General features: G+C 61.5%; 14 protein-coding genes. 9 read left to right on the forward strand and 5 right to left on the reverse strand.

Annotated features, from left to right (window positions below; genetic code table 11):
- Positions 1 to 13: 13 nt before the first annotated feature.
- Positions 14 to 877 carry a DMT family transporter gene (locus EJA72_RS15045; protein ID WP_157712217.1) on the forward strand — a complete coding sequence of 288 codons (864 nt, stop codon included), beginning with the start codon at positions 14 to 16 and terminating at the stop codon, positions 875 to 877.
- Between the two features lie 197 nt (positions 878 to 1074).
- Here EJA72_RS15045 and EJA72_RS15050 read toward each other — a convergent pair whose 3' ends face one another.
- From EJA72_RS15050 to EJA72_RS15065, 4 genes are all read right to left on the reverse strand, one after another.
- Positions 1075 to 2016 carry a LysR family transcriptional regulator gene (locus tag EJA72_RS15050; protein ID WP_157712218.1) on the reverse strand — a complete coding sequence of 314 codons (942 nt, stop codon included), beginning with the start codon at positions 2014 to 2016 and terminating at the stop codon, positions 1075 to 1077.
- Positions 2017 to 2085: 69 nt separating this feature from the next.
- A complete protein-coding gene (locus EJA72_RS15055) occupies positions 2086 to 3615 on the reverse strand; it encodes a tripartite tricarboxylate transporter permease (RefSeq protein WP_157712219.1) in 1530 nt (509 codons plus the stop codon).
- The gene (locus tag EJA72_RS15060) at positions 3612 to 4145 is read right to left on the reverse strand and encodes a tripartite tricarboxylate transporter TctB family protein (protein WP_157712220.1); all 534 of its coding nucleotides are present in this window, start codon (positions 4143 to 4145) and stop codon (positions 3612 to 3614) included. Before EJA72_RS15060 ends, EJA72_RS15055 begins: the two co-directional genes overlap by 4 nt.
- A gap of 52 nt (positions 4146 to 4197) precedes the next feature.
- On the reverse strand, positions 4198 to 5214 hold the full coding sequence (locus EJA72_RS15065; protein WP_157712221.1) for a tripartite tricarboxylate transporter substrate binding protein: 1017 nt from the start codon (positions 5212 to 5214) through the stop codon (positions 4198 to 4200).
- 414 nt (positions 5215 to 5628) lie between these two features.
- Between EJA72_RS15065 and EJA72_RS15070 the strand changes: the two genes are divergently transcribed.
- From EJA72_RS15070 to EJA72_RS15100, 7 genes are all read left to right on the forward strand, one after another.
- Positions 5629 to 6969, forward strand: coding sequence for an MFS transporter (locus tag EJA72_RS15070; RefSeq protein ID WP_157712222.1), 1341 nt, complete (start codon positions 5629 to 5631; stop codon positions 6967 to 6969).
- The gene (locus EJA72_RS15075) at positions 6962 to 7933 is read left to right on the forward strand and encodes an amidohydrolase (RefSeq protein WP_157712223.1); all 972 of its coding nucleotides are present in this window, start codon (positions 6962 to 6964) and stop codon (positions 7931 to 7933) included. The genes EJA72_RS15070 and EJA72_RS15075 overlap by 8 nt, the downstream gene beginning before the upstream one ends.
- Positions 7930 to 8934, forward strand: a complete 1005-nt coding sequence (locus EJA72_RS15080) for a 4-hydroxythreonine-4-phosphate dehydrogenase PdxA (RefSeq protein WP_157712224.1) — start codon at positions 7930 to 7932, stop codon at positions 8932 to 8934. Before EJA72_RS15075 ends, EJA72_RS15080 begins: the two co-directional genes overlap by 4 nt.
- A 358-nt stretch (positions 8935 to 9292) precedes the next feature.
- On the forward strand, positions 9293 to 10618 hold the full coding sequence (locus EJA72_RS15085; protein WP_157712225.1) for an MFS transporter: 1326 nt from the start codon (positions 9293 to 9295) through the stop codon (positions 10616 to 10618).
- A 33-nt stretch (positions 10619 to 10651) separates the two neighbouring features.
- Complete coding sequence (locus tag EJA72_RS15090) at positions 10652 to 11827, forward strand: L-rhamnonate dehydratase (protein ID WP_157712226.1); 1176 nt, start codon at positions 10652 to 10654, stop codon at positions 11825 to 11827.
- Positions 11828 to 11886: 59 nt separating this feature from the next.
- The gene (gene araD1, locus EJA72_RS15095) at positions 11887 to 12882 is read left to right on the forward strand and encodes an AraD1 family protein (protein ID WP_157712227.1); all 996 of its coding nucleotides are present in this window, start codon (positions 11887 to 11889) and stop codon (positions 12880 to 12882) included.
- A gap of 130 nt (positions 12883 to 13012) precedes the next feature.
- Positions 13013 to 14593, forward strand: a complete 1581-nt coding sequence (locus EJA72_RS15100; protein ID WP_157712228.1) for an aldehyde dehydrogenase (NADP(+)) — start codon at positions 13013 to 13015, stop codon at positions 14591 to 14593.
- Between the two features lie 131 nt (positions 14594 to 14724).
- Here EJA72_RS15100 and EJA72_RS15105 read toward each other — a convergent pair whose 3' ends face one another.
- The gene (locus EJA72_RS15105) at positions 14725 to 15633 is read right to left on the reverse strand and encodes a DMT family transporter (RefSeq protein WP_178129380.1); all 909 of its coding nucleotides are present in this window, start codon (positions 15631 to 15633) and stop codon (positions 14725 to 14727) included.
- Positions 15634 to 15791: 158 nt separating this feature from the next.
- Between EJA72_RS15105 and aceK the strand changes: the two genes are divergently transcribed.
- Positions 15792 to 17510: a bifunctional isocitrate dehydrogenase kinase/phosphatase gene (gene aceK / locus EJA72_RS15110; protein ID WP_157712229.1), complete on the forward strand. Its 1719-nt coding sequence runs from the start codon at positions 15792 to 15794 to the stop codon at positions 17508 to 17510.
- The last annotated feature ends 183 nt before the right edge of the window (positions 17511 to 17693 follow it).

Consider the following 17693-nt stretch of genomic DNA (forward strand, 5'->3'; position numbering starts at 1 on the left):
ACAGGTGGTATTCATGTTTGTCCTTTCGAAAAAATCCGCGCTCGCGGCGGCGTCCACGAGCCTGTTCGTCCTGCTGTGGAGCAGTGGGGCGATCTTCTCCAAATGGGGCCTGGCCCACGCGTCACCCTTTGCCTTCCTGCTGATTCGCTTTGCCATTGCGCTCTGTGGGTTGGTGTTGCTGGTGCCGTTGCTCAAGCTGAAATTGCCCAAGGGTGGCAAGCCGATGCTGTATGCGATGGCCACGGGCGTGGTGTTGCTGGGGGCTTATCAGATTTTCTATCTGTTGGCCCTGGACCTGAAAGTTACGCCCGGCGTGATGGCCACCATCATGGGGGTGCAGCCGATTCTTACGGTGGTGATCATGGAGCGTCAGCGATCGGCCAGCAGGGTGTTCGGCCTGATGCTGGGGCTGGCCGGGTTGATCATGGTGGTTTACCAAGGGATTGGTCTGGCCGGTATGTCGATGGCGGGTATGCTTTTTGGGTTGCTGGCGCTGGCGAGCATGACGTTCGGGTCGATCATGCAAAAACGGATTACCGATAATCCGCTTGGGACGCTGCCGGTGCAGTACCTCGCGGGACTGTTGCTGTGCGGGGTGTTTGTGCCGTTCCAGCCTTTTCACTTTGAACACAGCAGCGGGTTTATTGTGCCGGTGTTGTGGATGGGGTTGGTGGTGTCGGTGTTGGCGACGTTGTTGCTGTATCGGCTGATCGCCCGGGGCAATCTGGTGAATGTCACCAGTTTGTTCTATCTGGTGCCGGCGGTGACGGCGGTGATGGATTATCTGTTTTTCGGGAACAGGCTGGCGATGTTGAGCATGGTTGGGATGGTGCTGATTATCGTTGGTCTGGGGGTTGTATTTCGTAAGGCTGGGTAAATGGACCTGGCTTTTGCGGGTGTCCGCATTCCCCCTGTGGGAGCCAGCAGGCTGGCTCCCACATTGGATTGGGGTGTACTTGAGAGAGATCAGTCGACTGTCAGGCCGCCTTGCTGTTGATTTCGCTTTTGAGGCGGAACCAATATCAGCCGTTACCAAAAAAAACGGATATGTACGCCGATAAAAAACCAGCCCTACTATTTGCCCAACGCATGCTCCGCCCGCACCGAATTCATAAACGCCTGCATCGCCGACGACTGAATGCGATGCCGCCGGGTAATCAACCCATACGGCGGCAAACGCGATTCAAACTTGATCGGCAACACCGCCAGCAAATCCCGCCCCGGATAATCCTCGACCACCGACACCGGTGTAACACCGAGCATGTCGGTCTGCTGGATCAACGAGAGCAAGGTCATGATCGACGTGGTCTCGACGATGCTGTTGGGGATGTCGACCCGCGCATTGTGGAACACCTGATTGATGATCGCGCGCATCGGGCTCGGGTGTTGTTGCAGCACCCAAGTCATGTTCTGCAGTTCCGCCCAGCTCAGTTGCGTCTCCTGTGCCAGCGGATTATGCGCACCGGCAATCACGCACAGGGCTTCTTCGCCGAGGCTGTCGAACAGCAGCTCTTCGGCGCGCGCACCGGCCGGAATCCGTCCCAGCACCACATCCAGTTGATCCTGCAACAGCGCCTGCACCAGCACGTCGCTGGTGTCGACCTGGATGCTCATGGACAGCCGTGGATGACTTTGTTTCAAGGTCGCGATGGTGCGGGTCAGCAACCCCGAGGCCAGCGCCGGAATCGCTCCGACTGCCACCCGCCCGAGGTTGCCGGATTCGAGCGCGACCAGTTCTTCACGCATGCCGCTGAGTTCGGCAAACACCATGCGCGCGTAGTAAATGACGGTTTCCCCGAACGGGGTGGAGCGCATGCCCCGAGGCAGGCGTTCGAAGAGTTCGACACCGAGCAAATCCTCGGCCTCATGCAGCATTTTCGTCGCCGCCGGTTGGGTCATGCCGATGTGGTCGGCGGCGCGGCGCAACGAGCCGAATTCCTGCAGCGCCAGCATCAGGCGCAATTGGCGCAGACGCAGTCGACTGTGGATCACGTTGGCTTCTGGAATTCGGGTCATGAGGCGCGCTCGAAAAAAAGACTGCGGCAAGCCTGACAACAAATGTCAGGCGTTGCCAGCATTGCTGCGTCACAGCACCGATTTTGGCTTGGCGACGTGGGGTTTGCGCAGGCCCGTCAGCGCACCCAGTGCCTTGGAAATCAGCGGCCAGAACAGCATCAGCAGCGCGGCTGTGGTCAGGCTGCCCACCAGTGGGTTGGACCAGAAAATCCCCAGATGCCCGTCGGAGAACAGCATCGACTGGCGGAACGCATCCTCAGCCTTGTCCCCTAGCACAGCCGCCAGCACCAGCGGCGCAATCGGATAACCGAGTTTCTTGAACAGGTAGCCCAACGCGCCGAAGCCCAGCATCAACACCACGTCGAAGAACGAGTTGTGCACCGAATACGCGCCGATGGCGCAGACCATGATGATGATCGGCGCAATGATCGAGAACGGAATGCGCAAGATCGAGGCGAACAGCGGCACAGTGGCCAACACCACGATCAGACTGACGACGTTGCCCAAGTACATGCTCGCAATCAGGCCCCAGACAAAATCATGCTGCTCGACGAACAGCGTCGGGCCAGGGTGCAGGCCCCATATCATCAGGCCACCGAGCATCACGGCGGCAGTCGCCGAACCTGGAATGCCCAGGGTCAACATGGGCAGCAGGGCGCTGGTGCCGGCCGCGTGGTCGGCGGTTTCCGGGGCGATCACGCCTTCCAGTTCACCCTTGCCGAAGTTGTCGCGATTTTTCGAGAAGCGGCGCGCCAGGCTGTAGCTCATGAAGGACGCTGCAGTTGGACCGCCCGGTGTGATGCCCATCCAGCAGCCAACCAGCGTGCTGCGCACAATCGTCCACCAGTAGCGCGGCAACTTGGCCCAGGTCCGCAGGATCACCATCGGCGTAATGCGCGCATGCTCGCCGCGAAACACCAGGCCTTCTTCGACCGTGCAGAGGATTTCACCGATGCCGAACAGACCGATCACCGCCACTTCGAAGCTGATGCCGGTCATCAGGACGGGCTGGTCAAACGTCAGGCGCAGGTTGCCGGATACGGTGTCCATGCCGACCGCCGCCATGGCAAAACCGATCATCATCGCCACCACGGTTTTCAGCGGCGGGTTCTTGCTCATGCCGATGAAGGTGCAGAACGCCAACAGGTACACCGCGAAGAACTCCGGTGAACTGAACGACATGGCGAACGCAGCAATTCGCGTCGACAGGAACGTCAGCAGCAGCACCCCGGCCAGGGCGCCGATCAATGCCGAGCTGAACGCCGCGGTCAGGGCTTCGGCGGCTCGGCCTTCGCGGGCCATCGGGTAGCCGTCGAAGGTGGTCGCCACCGATGACGGCTCTCCGGGAATGTTGAACAGGATCGAGGTGATCGAGCCGCCAAACAGCGCGCCCCAATACATGCACGACAACAGGATGATCGCCGACACCGGCGACATGGTGAACGTTAGCGGCAGCAGCAACGCCACGCCATTGGGGGCGCCGAGGCCAGGCAATACGCCGACCAGAATGCCCAGCAAAACGCCGATCACCATCAGGCCGATGTGGCCCGGGGTCAGGATCAGGTTCATGCCTTGCAGCAGGGAATCGAACTCGCTCATTTGAAATTTCTCCCGGCCAGCGCAATCCAGTCACCCATCGGGCCGGCATCCAGCGGGACCTTGAACCACAGCGCGAAAATCAGGTAACTGGCCAGCACCGCACCCAGCGACACCGTGCCGATCATCCATTTGCCATAGGGTTTGACGCGGACCTTGTCACGCCACATGAACCAGGCAATGAAGCACGCCGAGGCCACGTAGATGCCGGTGAAAGGCATCGCGCCCACGAACAGCGCAATCGGGATGAACACTGATAGTACTTGCCTGAATGCACTGCGGCTGACGAAGGCAATGCTCAGGGCCTGCCAGCGCACCAGGGTCAACACGCCGTTGGCCACGCTGGCGGCGCTCAGCATCAGGCCGATGTAGAAGGGAAAGTAACCCGGCTCGGGGCCGGAATCGCCCCAGCCGATACCTTGTTCGAGACTGCCGAACATCACCACCACGCCAATCAGCGCCGTGAAGAGGGCCAGGCCGAGTTCGACCCAGCGAGTACCGACCAGCGCCGGTGAATCCGAAGAATGGGACATGAAAACACCTCCAGGGGCGACGGCCGCGCGCAAGCGAGCGGCCGTCGGCGGCTCAGTTTTTCAGCCAGCCGGCTTCTTTGAACACCGGGGTCACGCGGGCGGTGTCGCTCTCGATGTAGGCGGTCAGTGGCTCGCCTTCGAGGAAGGTCGGCACCAGCGCGTTCTGTTTCACGTAGGCCTTGAATTCCGGGGTCTCGGTGACTTTGCGCATCAGCTCGACATAGAACGCCCGCTGTTCGGCGGTGACTTCGCCGGGCATGAATACGGTGCGCGGGAAGCGGTATTGATCGATGCCCAGGCCTTGTTCGTGACAGGTCGGTACGTCGGCCCAGGCTTTATCACCGGCGACTTTCTCGGTATAGCTCATGCGTTCTTTACTGAACACGCAGAGCGGCTCGACCTGATCGCCGCGCCATTGGCTGATGCTTTCGCTGGGGTTGTTGACGTTGGCGGCGATGTGTTTGCCGGCCAGTTGCGTGGCGGCTTCGCTGCCGCTCTTGAACGGGATGTACACCAGTTTGCTGTTGTTGGTCTGGTTCAGCAGCAGGGTCAGGGTCTGGTCCACGTCCTTGGACTGGCTGCCGCCCATGCGCAGGTTCGACGGGTCGGCCTTGACCGCTTCGTAGAAGCCTTTGGCATCCTTCCATGGCGCGTCTTTGTAGCTCCAGAGAATGAAGTCGTCCTCGGCCACGGCGGCGACCGGCGTCAACTCCTGCCATTGATAGCCGAGCTTGGAAACCAGGGGCAAGAGGTAGATGTTGTTGGTGCCGATCACCAGTTTTTCCGGATCGCCCTTGTTCATTTTCAGGTCGAGAAAGGCTTCGGCGCCATTGCCGCCGCCCTTGTTGAGGACGATGGTGTTCACGTCGAGAAACTTGTGGGTGGTGATGATCGACTGGATCAGCCGACCCAACTGGTCGGTGCCGCCACCGGGACCGCCAGCGACCACGATTTCGACGTTCTTGTCGGGCTGCCACGCGGCTTGGGCCAGGGCGGGGAGGGTGCCCGCGGCGATCAGGGTGCAACCAAGAAACAGACGGGATGTGCGACGGACGAATGCATTTCGCATGGAAGGGCCTCGTTTTTGTAGTTGTTATGAGTGGCTTGTCGATGCTTGTAAGCTGCAAGCCTGGGCCGAGTGTGGGAAGCCTGTGGCCCGGCGTCTAGTCAAAACAATACATACACCGATAGCCTGGGGTTATAGCTCGGCATCTTCAGTAGGAGCGAGCATGCTCGCGATGGACTCAAACGCGCTACGGTAATCCTGGAACCACGCGTTTTCGTTGAAGACCATCGCGAGCAAGCTCGCTCCTACAGACAACGTTGAAAGCTCATTGAAAGCCAGGCATGCCATAACTCAAGGCTATCGCCGTATTCCCAGTTTTGATTAGACGGTTATCACTGAGCCTTCGATAGTGCTCACCAACGCCGTCCTGTACGGCAACGTTGCCCCACACAAAAATAATAAATCGAGGTACGCACCATGGCTCGTCCCAGTGCTTCCCTGCATCTGCCCGGCGCAGGTGTCCAGCCCACGGCAGCGGCCACACCGCTGACCGGCACCACCAAAGCCAGCAGCGTGCGCTGGCGGATCTTCGCGATCATCTTTGCGTTGACCATGGTCAACCTGATCGATCGGGTGTCGCTGTCCATCGCGATGCCGACCATCGCCCATGAATTTTCGCTGTCGCCGAGCATGCAAGGGCTGATCCTCAGCAGCTTTTTTTGGGCGTATGCCCTGTTGCAGATCCCCGGTGGCTGGATGATCGATCGCTTCGGTCCGCACCGGGTCATCAGTTGGTCCACCGGGTTGTGGGGGACGTTTCAGGTGTTAGCGGCGTTTGCCACCGGCGGCTTGTCGTTGCTGTTTGCCCGGGTCGCCCTCGGTGCTGCGGAAGCGCCGTTGTTCCCTTCGGGCGGCAAGCTGATTTCCCTGTGGCTGGCGCCGAGCGAGCGCAGTCGCGGCGCGGTGCTGATGGACAGTGGCAGCCCGTTGGGGGTGGCCATCGGCGGGTTGATCATTGCCTACCTGATTGCGTCGCTGGATTCGTGGCGCCTGGCATTCATCATCGCCGGCATCGCGACGTTGGTGCTCGCCTGGTTGGCGCGTCGTTACCTGCGGGATGACCCGGCGACTCACCCGCAAGTGAATGCCGAAGAGCTTGAGAAAATCAACGCCGGGCGCGCCACGCCAGCGGCCGAAGCGGCGCGTGTGCCGGTCAAGGGCCTGGGCATCGCCGCCCGTTCCCTGAGCGGTCTGCTGATCGGTCGCGCCAGTTGGGCGATGGTGTATTTCGGTCTGCTGACCTGGGGCCCGAGTTACCTGGCGCAGGCCCGTGGCTTCGATATCAAAGGCATTGGCGCGGCGACTTTTGTGATTTTCGTATGCGGCGCATTGGGTTCGTTGACCGGCGGTTTCCTCTGCGACGGCTTGATCCGCAAGAGCGTCAGCCGTGGTGTGGCGGTCAAGAGCCTGCTGGCGTTTTCCGGCCTGGTGGCCCTCGGCGCGTTCCTGTTGCTGCCGACCCTGAGCAATCCTTTTGCGGCCGTGGCGTTGTTGGCCATGACCGCGTTTTTCCTGATGTGGGGCAGCCTCTACTGGAGCTTCCCCGCGCTGCTGGCGGCGCCGGCGCGGGTCGGCCTGATCGGCGGCGTAATGAACATGGCCGGCAGCACCGGGGGCATCGCGGTGCCGATCCTGGTGGGGGTGATCCTGCAAATGGCCGGTGGTTTTGCGCCGGTGCTGGGGTTCTTCGCGGTGTGCTCGGCGGTGTTCGTCCTGGCCACGTTGTTCATCAGTCTCGACGAGGTCCGTCATGGCTAAACACGCATCCGGTACCCTGTGGGATGGTCCGATCATTGATGCCCATCATCACTTTTGGGACCCCTCGATAAACGACCATCCGTGGTTGGCGCCTGAAGCCGCCATCCCGTTTCGCTACGGCGATTACAGCGCAATCAAGCGTCGCTATTTTCCCGACGACTACTTCGCCGATGCGGGCTCGCACAACGTCGTGAAAACGGTGTACATCGAGACCGAATGGAACCCGCAAGACCCGATTGGCGAAACCCGTTTCATCGAAGGTCTGGCCGCTCGTTATGGCGTGCCGAATGCCATCGTGGCGCAAGCCTGGCTCGATCATCCGGACGCCATTGCGGTGCTGACCGAGCAAGCCGGTTTCAAGGGTGTACGCAGCGTACGCCACAAACCCGGTGGGCCGACATCGCCCGCGCAGGTGGGGCATGTGCGCAGCCTGATGAGCGACGAACACTGGCGGCGCAGTTACGCCGCGCTGCAAGGGCTGGGGCTGCATTTCGATTTGCAGGCACCCTGGTGGAACCTGCACGAGGCCGAGCGCCTGGCCCGGGACTTTCCCGGCATCACGCTGATTCTCAACCATGCCGGGTTGCCCAATGATCGCAGCGCCGAAGGCCTGGCCGGTTGGCGGCTGGCGTTGGCGCGGCTGGCCGAGTGGCCTAACGTGCAGGTGAAAATTTCCGGCCTGGGTCAGGCCGGTCGGGCGTGGCGCGCCAAGGACAATGCCTGGATCGTGCGCGAGGTGATCGCCCTGTTCGGCACCGACCGGGCGATGTTCGCCAGCAACTTCCCCGTGGACAGCCTGTGCGGCTCGTTCGACGACATCTACAGCGGTTTCAAATCCATCGTCGCCGATCTGCCCTGGGCCGATCAGGAGCGACTGTTCTACAGCAACGCGCAGCGGGTCTACCGCTGCGAACCTTGCGCCATTGACCGGACATTGCCTGAAGTCTTGAGGAGCGAAGCATGAACAAATCCACCATCGCCATGGTCCTGGGTGACCCGGCCGGTATCGGCCCGGAACTGATCGCGCGCCTGCTCGGCGAGCCGTCGGTGCGTCGCCAGGCCAACGTGATCCTGATTGCCGACGAGGCGGAAATGCGCCGTGGTATGCGCATCGCCGGGACGGAATTTCCGTACCGTCGCGTGGAGTCGCTGGAACAGTTGGAATTTCACGACGACACGCCGCTGTTCTATGACTTCCGTGGCGACACGGTCGGCGAGTTTGCGCGCAGTGAAGCCAGTGTGATTGGCGGTCGCTACAGCCTCGACACGCTGGAAAAAGCCCTGCGCCTGACCGAGGCCGGCACCACCGACGCGATCCTGTTCGGGCCGCTGAACAAAACCTCGCTGCACATGGCGGGCATGGCGCATAACGATGAGCTGCACTGGTTCGCCGAGCTGCTGGATTTCCACGGGCCGTTCTGCGAATTCAACGTGCTCGACAACCTCTGGACGTCGCGCGTGACGTCTCACGTGGCGTTGGCCGAAGTGCCGGGCATGCTCAGTCAGGCTCGGGTGGTGGAAGCGATCCAGCTGATCGACACCGCGCTCAAGCGCAACGGCCTGGAGAAACCGCGCATCGGTGTCTGCGGCTTGAACCCGCACAACGGCGACAACGGTTCGTTCGGCCGCGAGGAACTGGACATCATCGGTCCCGCGGTGCGCTCGGCGCAGGCGTTGGGCATTGCGGCTGAAGGGCCGTACCCGGGCGACACGATTTTCCTCAAGGTTCAGGGCGATGCCAGTGCCTTCGACGCGGTGGTGACGATGTACCACGACCAGGGGCAGATCGCGATCAAGTTGATGGGCTTCTCCCGTGGCGTGACGGTGCAGGGCGGCTTGCCGATCCCGATCACCACCCCCGCCCACGGCACCGCGTTCGATATCGCAGGGCAGGGCAAGGCCAACGTCGGAGCGATCCGCCAGGCATTCGAGATTGCCTGCCGGATGGGCGCCAACACCTACTGATACACACAATCGAGCATCACCTTCGATCACTGTGGGAGCGGGCTTGCCCGCGATGACGGCCTGACAGGCACTCAAGAAGCGCCTGTCAGACTGCTATCGCGGGCAAGCCCGCTCCCACATTTTTTTGTGTGATGCCTGATAACCCTATCTACCCGGCAACCGCAGTTTGCGATCACCCCAGGTTATCGATGGATGCGCATAAGTGATTATCCGCACACCCGGTGCGCTGGCTAAAGTCGCTCCATCGAATGACCACAGCCGGCCACCCGAGCCGCCTCGATTCATCCGAATCAACAACTACAAAAAGCCCGCCTTGTCACTTCCGCAAGGCACATACCGGCACTAAAGGAACATTTACATGACCCGTTCAGATTCCGCCCTGGCTCTGTCCAGTGCCATCTCCAAAAGCCGGCTGCGCCTGCTGCCGTTTCTGATCCTGATGTACATCCTCGCCTTCATCGATCGCTCCAACGTCGGCTTCGCCAAAGCCGCGTTGCAGGCCGATACCGGGTTGGGTGATGCGGCGTTTGCGTTTGGCGCGAGCATCTTTTTCATTGGCTACGCGTTCTTCGAAGTGCCGAGCAACTACATGCTGCACCGCCTCGGCGCGAAGGTCTGGCTGTGCCGGATCATGGTCACCTGGGGCCTGGTGTCGGCGGCCATGATGTTCGCCCACAACGCCCAAACCTTCTACGTTCTGCGCTTCCTGTTGGGGGTCGCCGAAGCCGGTTTCTTCCCGGGGATCATCCTCTACCTCACCTACTGGTTCCCGGCGCAGAGCCGTGGTCAGGCGCTCGGTCTGTTCTACTTCGGCTTGCCGCTGGCACTGGTTTTGGGCAGCCCGCTGTCGGGCTGGTTGCTGGACTTCCACGGCGTGTTCGGCCTGACCAACTGGCAGTGGTTGTTCGTTGTCGAGGGTTTGATGGCGTCGGTGGTCGGCATCGCTGCGTACTTTTATCTGGTCAACCGCCCGGCTGACGCTACCTGGTTGAACGGTGAAGAAAAGCAGGCGCTGCAAACGGCGCTCAACGAAGAAGAAGCGCAGAAAAAAGACAGCAGCCCCCACGGATTTCTCAGCGCCTTGCGCAACCCTCGGGTGCTGCAATTCTGCCTGGCGTATTTCACCATTCAGATGAGTGTCTACGGCGTGGTGTTTTACCTGCCGACCCGCATCGCTGGCCTGCTCGACGGCCACGTGGGTCTCAACGTCGGCCTGATCACTGCGATTCCGTGGATCTGCGCCTTGATCGTGACTCGCCTCGTCACTCGCTATGCCGACCGCGCTGGTCAGCACCGTCGCCTGGCCGTGTGCATGTTGACCATGGCCGCCCTCGGCATCGCCGCTTCGGCACTGGGCACCAGCATGGTCCCTGTGGTGTTGGCATTCTGCTTCGCTGCCGCCGGTTTCGTCTCGGTGCAACCGCTGTTCTGGACCATTCCCACCAGCTACCTCAGCGGTGCTGCCGCCGCCGGCGGGATCGCCCTGATCAACTCCGTCGGCAACCTTGGCGGCTTCGTTGCGCCGAACCTGAAAACCGTGATGGAAACCAGTTTCGCCGACCCCCGCGCCGGCATGTTCGCCTTGGCGCTGGTCGGTGTTCTCGGCGCCATCCTGCTGTCCCGACTTCGCACCACCCACACCCCTAAATCACCCTCGCAGCTCACACCGGCTCAGGTTGGCTGATCACTACCCAAGCGTTAGCAAGGAATTGAATTCATGAAAATCAAAGCAATCCGTACCCGCGTCTTCGAGTGGAAAGGCAAAGTCGTCCCGCCTCAAGCGCACTTCTGCACCAACGCCAGCGACATCCTGTTCGAGCGCGGCGATGCCATGGGCTCGTTCCGTTTCCATGGCTGGCTGGTGGTGGAAGTCGAGACCGATACCGGTCTCGTCGGCATCGGCAACTGCGCCCTGGCGCCGCGTGTGGCCAAGGAAATCATCGACACTTACCTGGCGCCGATCGCCATTGGCGAAGACCCGTTCGACAACGAATACATCTGGCAGAAAATGTACCGCCAAAGCCACGCCTGGGGCCGCAAAGGCATCGGCATGGCGGCGATCTCGGCGATCGACATCGCGATCTGGGACATCATGGGCAAAGCCGTGAACAAGCCCGTGTTCAAACTGCTCGGCGGGCGCACCAAGGAAAAGATCTGGACCTACGCCTCCAAGCTCTACGCCAACGACAACCTCGACCTGTTCCTCGAAGAAGCCCAGGGCTATCTGAACCAGGGTTTCACTGCGCTGAAAATGCGTTTCGGCTACGGCCCGAAAGACGGCCCGGCGGGCATGCGCAAGAACATCGAACAAGTCCGCGCCCTGCGTAACCTGGCCGGTCCGGACATCGACATCATGCTCGAGTGCTACATGGGCTGGACCCTGGAATACGCGCGCCGCATGTTGCCCAAACTCGCCGAATTCGAACCGCGCTGGCTCGAAGAACCGGTGATCGCCGACGACATCGAAGGCTACGTCGAACTGAAAAAAATGGGGATCATGCCGATCTCCGGCGGTGAGCACGAGTTCACCTCGTACGGCTTCAAGGACCTGCTCGAACGCCGCGCCGTCGACGTGATCCAGTACGACACCAACCGCGTCGGCGGCATCACCGCCGCGCGCAAGATCAACGCCATGGCCGAAGCCTGGTCGGTGCCGGTGATCCCCCACGCCGGGCAGATGCACAACTACCACCTGACCATGTCCACCACCGCATCACCGATGGCCGAGTTCTTCCCGGTGTTCGACGTCGAGGTCGGCAACGAACTCTTCTACTACGTGTTCAAGGGCGAGCCACAACCGGTCAACGGCTACATCCAGCTCGACGACAACAAACCGGGCCTGGGCCTGGAAATCTCCGATGAGTACCTGAGCGACTTCAACATCATCGAGTGAGCCGGTGGTGAGGGGCTAAGTCCCCTCACCCCACATCCATGACTTTCCGGAGGGCCGACATGCGCCTGATTCAATTCGAAAACTCTGCCGGTGAACGCCAGGTCGGCCTCGTCGAGGGCTCACAGGTCCAGGTGCTCAACGGCACTCGCAGCACCCGTGAACTGGCACTCGCGGCGATCCGCGCCCAACGCAGCCTGCACGAAGAAGTGGCCCAGCGCGGCACCGTGCCCGGGCCTGATTATCTGCAACTGTTGCAACAACGCAAAGTCCTGCCGCCGCTGGACCATGAAGACCCGGCCCATTGCCTGATCAGCGGCACCGGACTGACCCATTTGGGCAGTGCCTCGACGCGGGACAAAATGCACCAGCAGGACGGCGCGGTCGAAGCCGGCATGACCGACACCATGCGTATGTTCAAATGGGGCCTGGAGGGTGGCAAACCCGCCGCCGGCCAGTTTGGCGCACAACCGGAATGGTTCTACAAAGGTGATGGCAGCATCGTCGTGCGCCCCGGCGCGGATTTTCCGTTGCCGCCGTTTGCCGAAGACGCCGGTGAAGAACCCGAGCTGACCGGCCTCTATGTGATTGGCGACGATGGCCAGCCGTACCGCATCGGTTTTGCACTGGGCAACGAGTTTTCCGACCATGTGATGGAGCGCCGCAATTACCTCTACCTCGCCCATTCGAAACTGCGCTTCTGTGCCTACGGCCCCGAGCTGCGGGTCGGCGAGTTGCCCAAGCACCTGGCCGGCACCAGCCGTATCTTGCGCGACGGCGAAACGCTCTGGGAGAAGGAGTTCCTCAGCGGCGAAGACAATATGTGCCACAGCCTCGCCAACCTCGAATTCCATCACTTCAAGTACGTGCAGTTTCTGCGGCCCGGCGATGTCCATGTGCATTACTTCGGCACGGCCACGCTGTCATTTGCCGACGGGGTGAAAACCCGACCGGGCGATCGCTTCCAGATCAGCCTCGATGCGTTCGGCGCACCGCTGGAAAACGGCATCGGCGAAAGCGCCCAGCCGTTGGCCATCGGCCAGGTCCGCGCCCTGTAGGAGCGAGCATGCTCGCGATGGACGTCAACGATGACGCGGGGCTCCTGAACACACGCGGTGCCTTTGAGATCATCGCGAGCATGCTCGCTCCTACAGGGTCCCAGCTAGCCAGACTATCAAGGAATCACTCATGACCACGTTATCTGGACACAACTACATCGGCGGTCGCCGCAGCGCCAACGGCACGTTGCAACTGCAAAGCCTCGACGCGACTACGGGGGAACCACTCCCCGGCACCTTCTTCCAGGCATCACAAGCCGAGGTGGACGCCGCCGCCAAAGCGGCGGCCGCTGCCTACCCGATCTACCGCAACCTCAGCGCGGAAAAACGCGCGCAGTTTCTCGACGCCATCGCCGATGAAATCGATGCGCTGGGCGATGAGTTCGTCGCCACGGTCTGCCGCGAAACGGCGTTGCCGGTCGGGCGCATCCAGGGTGAACGCGGGCGCACCAGCGGCCAGATGCGCTTGTTCGCCAAGGTCCTGCGGCGCGGCGATTTCTACGGTGCGCGGATTGACCAGGCCTTGCCGGATCGCCAGCTGTTGCCTCGCCCGGACCTGCGTCAATACCGCATCGCGTTGGGGCCGGTGGCAGTGTTCGGTGCGAGTAATTTTCCGCTCGCGTTTTCCACTGCCGGGGGCGATACCGCGTCGGCACTCGCCGCCGGCTGCCCAGTGGTGTTCAAGGCGCACAGCGGGCACATGGCGACCGCCGAGTGGGTGGCGGACGCCATCCTCCGCGCCGCCGAACGCACGCAAATGCCGGCCGGCGTATTCAACATGATTTATGGCGGTGGCGTGGGGGAGTGGCTGGTCAAGCATCCGGCAATCCAGGCCGTGGGCTTTACCGGTTCGCTCAAGGGCGGCAACGCCCTGAGCCACATGGCCGCCACCCGGCCGCAGCCGATTCCGGTGTTCGCCGAAATGTCGAGCATCAACCCGGTGTTCCTGCTGCCCGAAGCCCTCAAGGAACGGGGCGAGCAAATTGCCGCGCAACTCGCCGGTTCAGTGACCCTGGGGTGTGGCCAGTTCTGCACCAATCCGGGTTTGGTCATTGGCCTGCGTTCGCCGCAGTTCAGCACGTTCCTGGAAACCTTTTGCGCCAGCATGAACCAGCAACCCGCGCAAACCATGCTCAATGCGGGCGCGCTGGACAGCTACAGCCGGGGCCTTGGCGAGCTGCATGAACACCCGGGCCTGACGCACCTGGCGGGCAAACCCCAGCAGGGCAATCAGGCTCAGCCGCAGGTGTTCAAGGCGGATGTCAGCCTGTTGCTCAAAGGCGATGAACTGCTTCAGGAAGAAGTGTTCGGGCCGACCACCATCGTCATTGAAGTCGAGGATCGGACGCAGCTCGCGGCGGCGCTGCACGGCCTGCGCGGGCAATTGACGGCGACGTTGATTGGCGAGCCGGAGGAGTTGCTGGAATATCGCTGGCTGGCTGAATTGCTGCAGGAAAAAGTCGGGCGGATCTTGCTCAACGGTTACCCGACCGGGGTCGAGGTGTGTGAGGCGATGGTGCATGGCGGGCCGTATCCGGCGACGTCGGATGCGCGCGGGACGTCGGTCGGTACGCTGGCGATTGACCGTTTCCTGCGGCCGGTGTGCTTCCAGAATTACCCGGATGCGTTGCTGCCCGAGGCGTTGCAGAACGCTAATCCGCTGGGGATTCGGCGGTTGGTGGATGGGGAGGTGAGTCAGGCTGCCCTGTAGCGTCTGGGCGATCGCTATGGCGAGCAGGCTCACTCCCACAGTGTTTGGTATTGAACACAAAATCTGTGTACGACGCGAAACCCTGTAGGAGTGAGCCTGCCCGCGAAGGCGTCATCCGCCCCACCACAACACTACTTGGCTGTCACTTCAGCAACCTTCACAGCAGCCGGCTTCAACACCAGCCACAACGCCGCCGCAATCAACACCCCGCCATAAATGTGCGCCATCGACAGCGGCTCATCCAGCAGCAACGCACCCCACAACACCCCGAATGGCGGAATCAGGAAAGTGGTGGTCATCGACTTCACCGGCCCGACAGAACTGAGCAACCGGAAGTAAATGATGTACGCCAAGGCCGTACACATCAGCCCCAACCCCAGCAACGACAACCAGACGCTCCAGCCACCCCAGCTCGCCGGTGGCTGGGTGATCACGCTGTAACCGAACAGCGGCAGCAAAAACAACGTGGCCCCCAGCATGCTGCCCAGCGCCGACAGGCGACTGTCCAACCCACCCGCGTGATCAAGCCAGCGGCGCGCCAGGAATCCGGCAAAACCGTAGCAGGTCGTGGCGAGCAAGCAGGCGGCGGCACCCATCAGCAATGGCATGTCGAACGCCACTGGCCCTGCACGGGTCAGGACACCCACGCCGAACAACCCGAGGAAGACTCCGCCCAGCTTGGCCGCCGTGAGTTTTTCATGAAAGAACAGGCCGCCGATCAACACGCCCATCAACGGCGTGGTGGCGTTGAAAATCGCCGAGTACCCGGCCGGCAATACCTGGGCGGCCACTGAGTAAAGCGTCGCCGGAATCCCGGAGTTGATCACCCCGAGCAGCATCACGGTCTTGAGTTTGCCTTTGAAGTCCCAGCTGATGCGCATCAGCCCGAGGATCACCAGCAAGCCGGCGGCCGCAATCGAGACACGAAAAAATGCGGTTGGAACGGTGCCAATCACCGGGGCAATGATGCGCATGAACAGGAAGCTCGCGCCCCAGATGGCCGCCAGTGACAGCAAACGAAACAGATCAACGGGGTTCACGGGGGCACTCCTTCCTTGATGGGGTCGAGAGTGTTGCCGAGCGCCTGATCGATGGCAACCGAAAAACGAGCAATTAATTCTCGGCAAAAATTACGCTTCTCCTGCACCCGGTTCACTGGCTAAGCTCAGGGCTCCCGAATTCCCGCAGAGGTCTCACCATGCCGCAGCAATGGCCAGCCGCCGACATCGCCCGAATGATCCTCGATGGCTTTGACGATTACCGCGAGCATTTCCGGCAGATCACCGACGGCGCGCGCGCCCGTTTCGAGCAGGCCCGGTGGCAGGAGACGCAAACGGCGTCGGCGGCGCGGATCAATCTGTACGAGGAAAAAGTCGGCGAAACGGTGGACAGGCTGCGCATCGCGTTTGACACCGACACGCTGGACGTCAGCTGCTGGCCGCTGGTCAAAAGCGCCTACATCACGCTGATCGACCTGCGTTTCGACGATGAATTGTCCGAGACCTGGTACAACTCGATTTTCTGCGGGCTGTTCAGCCATGACCTGATCAGCGACGGCTGCATGTTCATCCACACCACCCGGCCCAGCCTGCGCCGGGCGCGGGCCGCGCAAACCCGCACCTACAAGCCGCAAGGCCAGCTGTCGGGCATGCTGGCGAGCATTTTTGCCGACTACCGTTTCAGCGAGGACTACGCCGACTTGCCCGGCGATCTGCGCCGCCTCGAAGCCCAACTGCGCGAGAACCTTCCGGATTGGGTCTGCAAAGACCCAGAGCTGAGCGTCGAACTGTTTTCCTCGGTGCTCTACCGCAACAAGGGCGCGTACCTGGTCGGGCGCATCTACACCGCCGATGAGCAATGGCCACTGGCGATTCCGCTGTTGCACCTTGAGGGGCGCGGCATTCAGATCGACGCGCTGATCACCGATGAAGCAGACGTGTCGATCATCTTCTCGTTCACCCGCTCGTATTTCATGGTCGATGTGCCGGTGCCGGCCGAGTTCATCGGCTTCCTGCGCCGCATCCTGCCGGGCAAGCACATTGCCGAGCTGTACACCTCGATCGGTTTCTACAAACACGGCAAGTCGGAGTTCTACCGAGCGCTGATCAACCACCTGGCCAGCACTGACGACCAGTTCATCATGGCGCCGGGTGTGCGCGGCATGGTGATGAGCGTGTTCACGCTGCCGGGCTTCAACACTGTGTTCAAAATCATCAAGGACCGCTTCTCGCCGTCAAAGAACGTCAACCGCGCCACGGTGATCGAGAAGTACCGCCTGGTGAAAAGCGTCGACCGGGTCGGGCGCATGGCCGATACCCAGGAATTTGCCGACTTCCGTTTCCCGCTGAGCAAGTTCGATCCGGAGTGCCTGGAGGAATTGCTGGAGGTGGCGGCGTCCACGGTCTCGGTCGAAGGCGATACCGTGCTGATCCGCCACTGCTGGACCGAGCGCCGGATGACGCCGTTGAACCTGTACCTGGAAAACGCCAACGAAGCGCAGGTGCGCGAGGCGCTGGAGGATTACGGCCTGGCGATCAAGCAACTGGCGGCGGCGAATATCTTTCCGGGCGACATGCTGCTGAAGAACTTCGGCGTCACCCGTCACGGCCGCGTGGTGTTTTACGACTACGACGAGATTTGCTTCCTGACCGAAGCCAACTTCCGCCACATCCCGCAACCGCGAACGCCGGAAGACGAGATGGCGAGCGAGCCGTGGTATTCGATCGGGCCGCTGGATGTGTTTCCGGAGGAGTTTCCACCGTTTTTGTTTGCTGATTCGGGGCAGCGCACGTTGTTCGATCAGTTGCATGGCGAGTTGTACAACGCCGATTACTGGAAAAGCCTGCAAGAGGCGATTCGCGCCGGCAAAGTGATCGACGTGTTTCCGTATCGACGTAAAGGCTTCGATAACGAGTAGTTCTCTGCGTCCGCTGCGCGGCCGATCGCGAGCAGGCTCGCTCCCACATTTGACCGCGGCGCCCCCGATTTTGTGGTCGCCGTAGATCCCCTGTGGGAGTGAGCCTGCTCGCGATCGGCCGCGCAGCGGTCGTAAAATCTGCGACAATCGCCCCCCTGCGCCACTAGACGACTGAATTGCGTA

Origin of the sequence: Pseudomonas sp. PB120 (assembly GCF_009761815.1) — a bacterium.
Lineage (GTDB): Bacteria > Pseudomonadota > Gammaproteobacteria > Pseudomonadales > Pseudomonadaceae > Aquipseudomonas.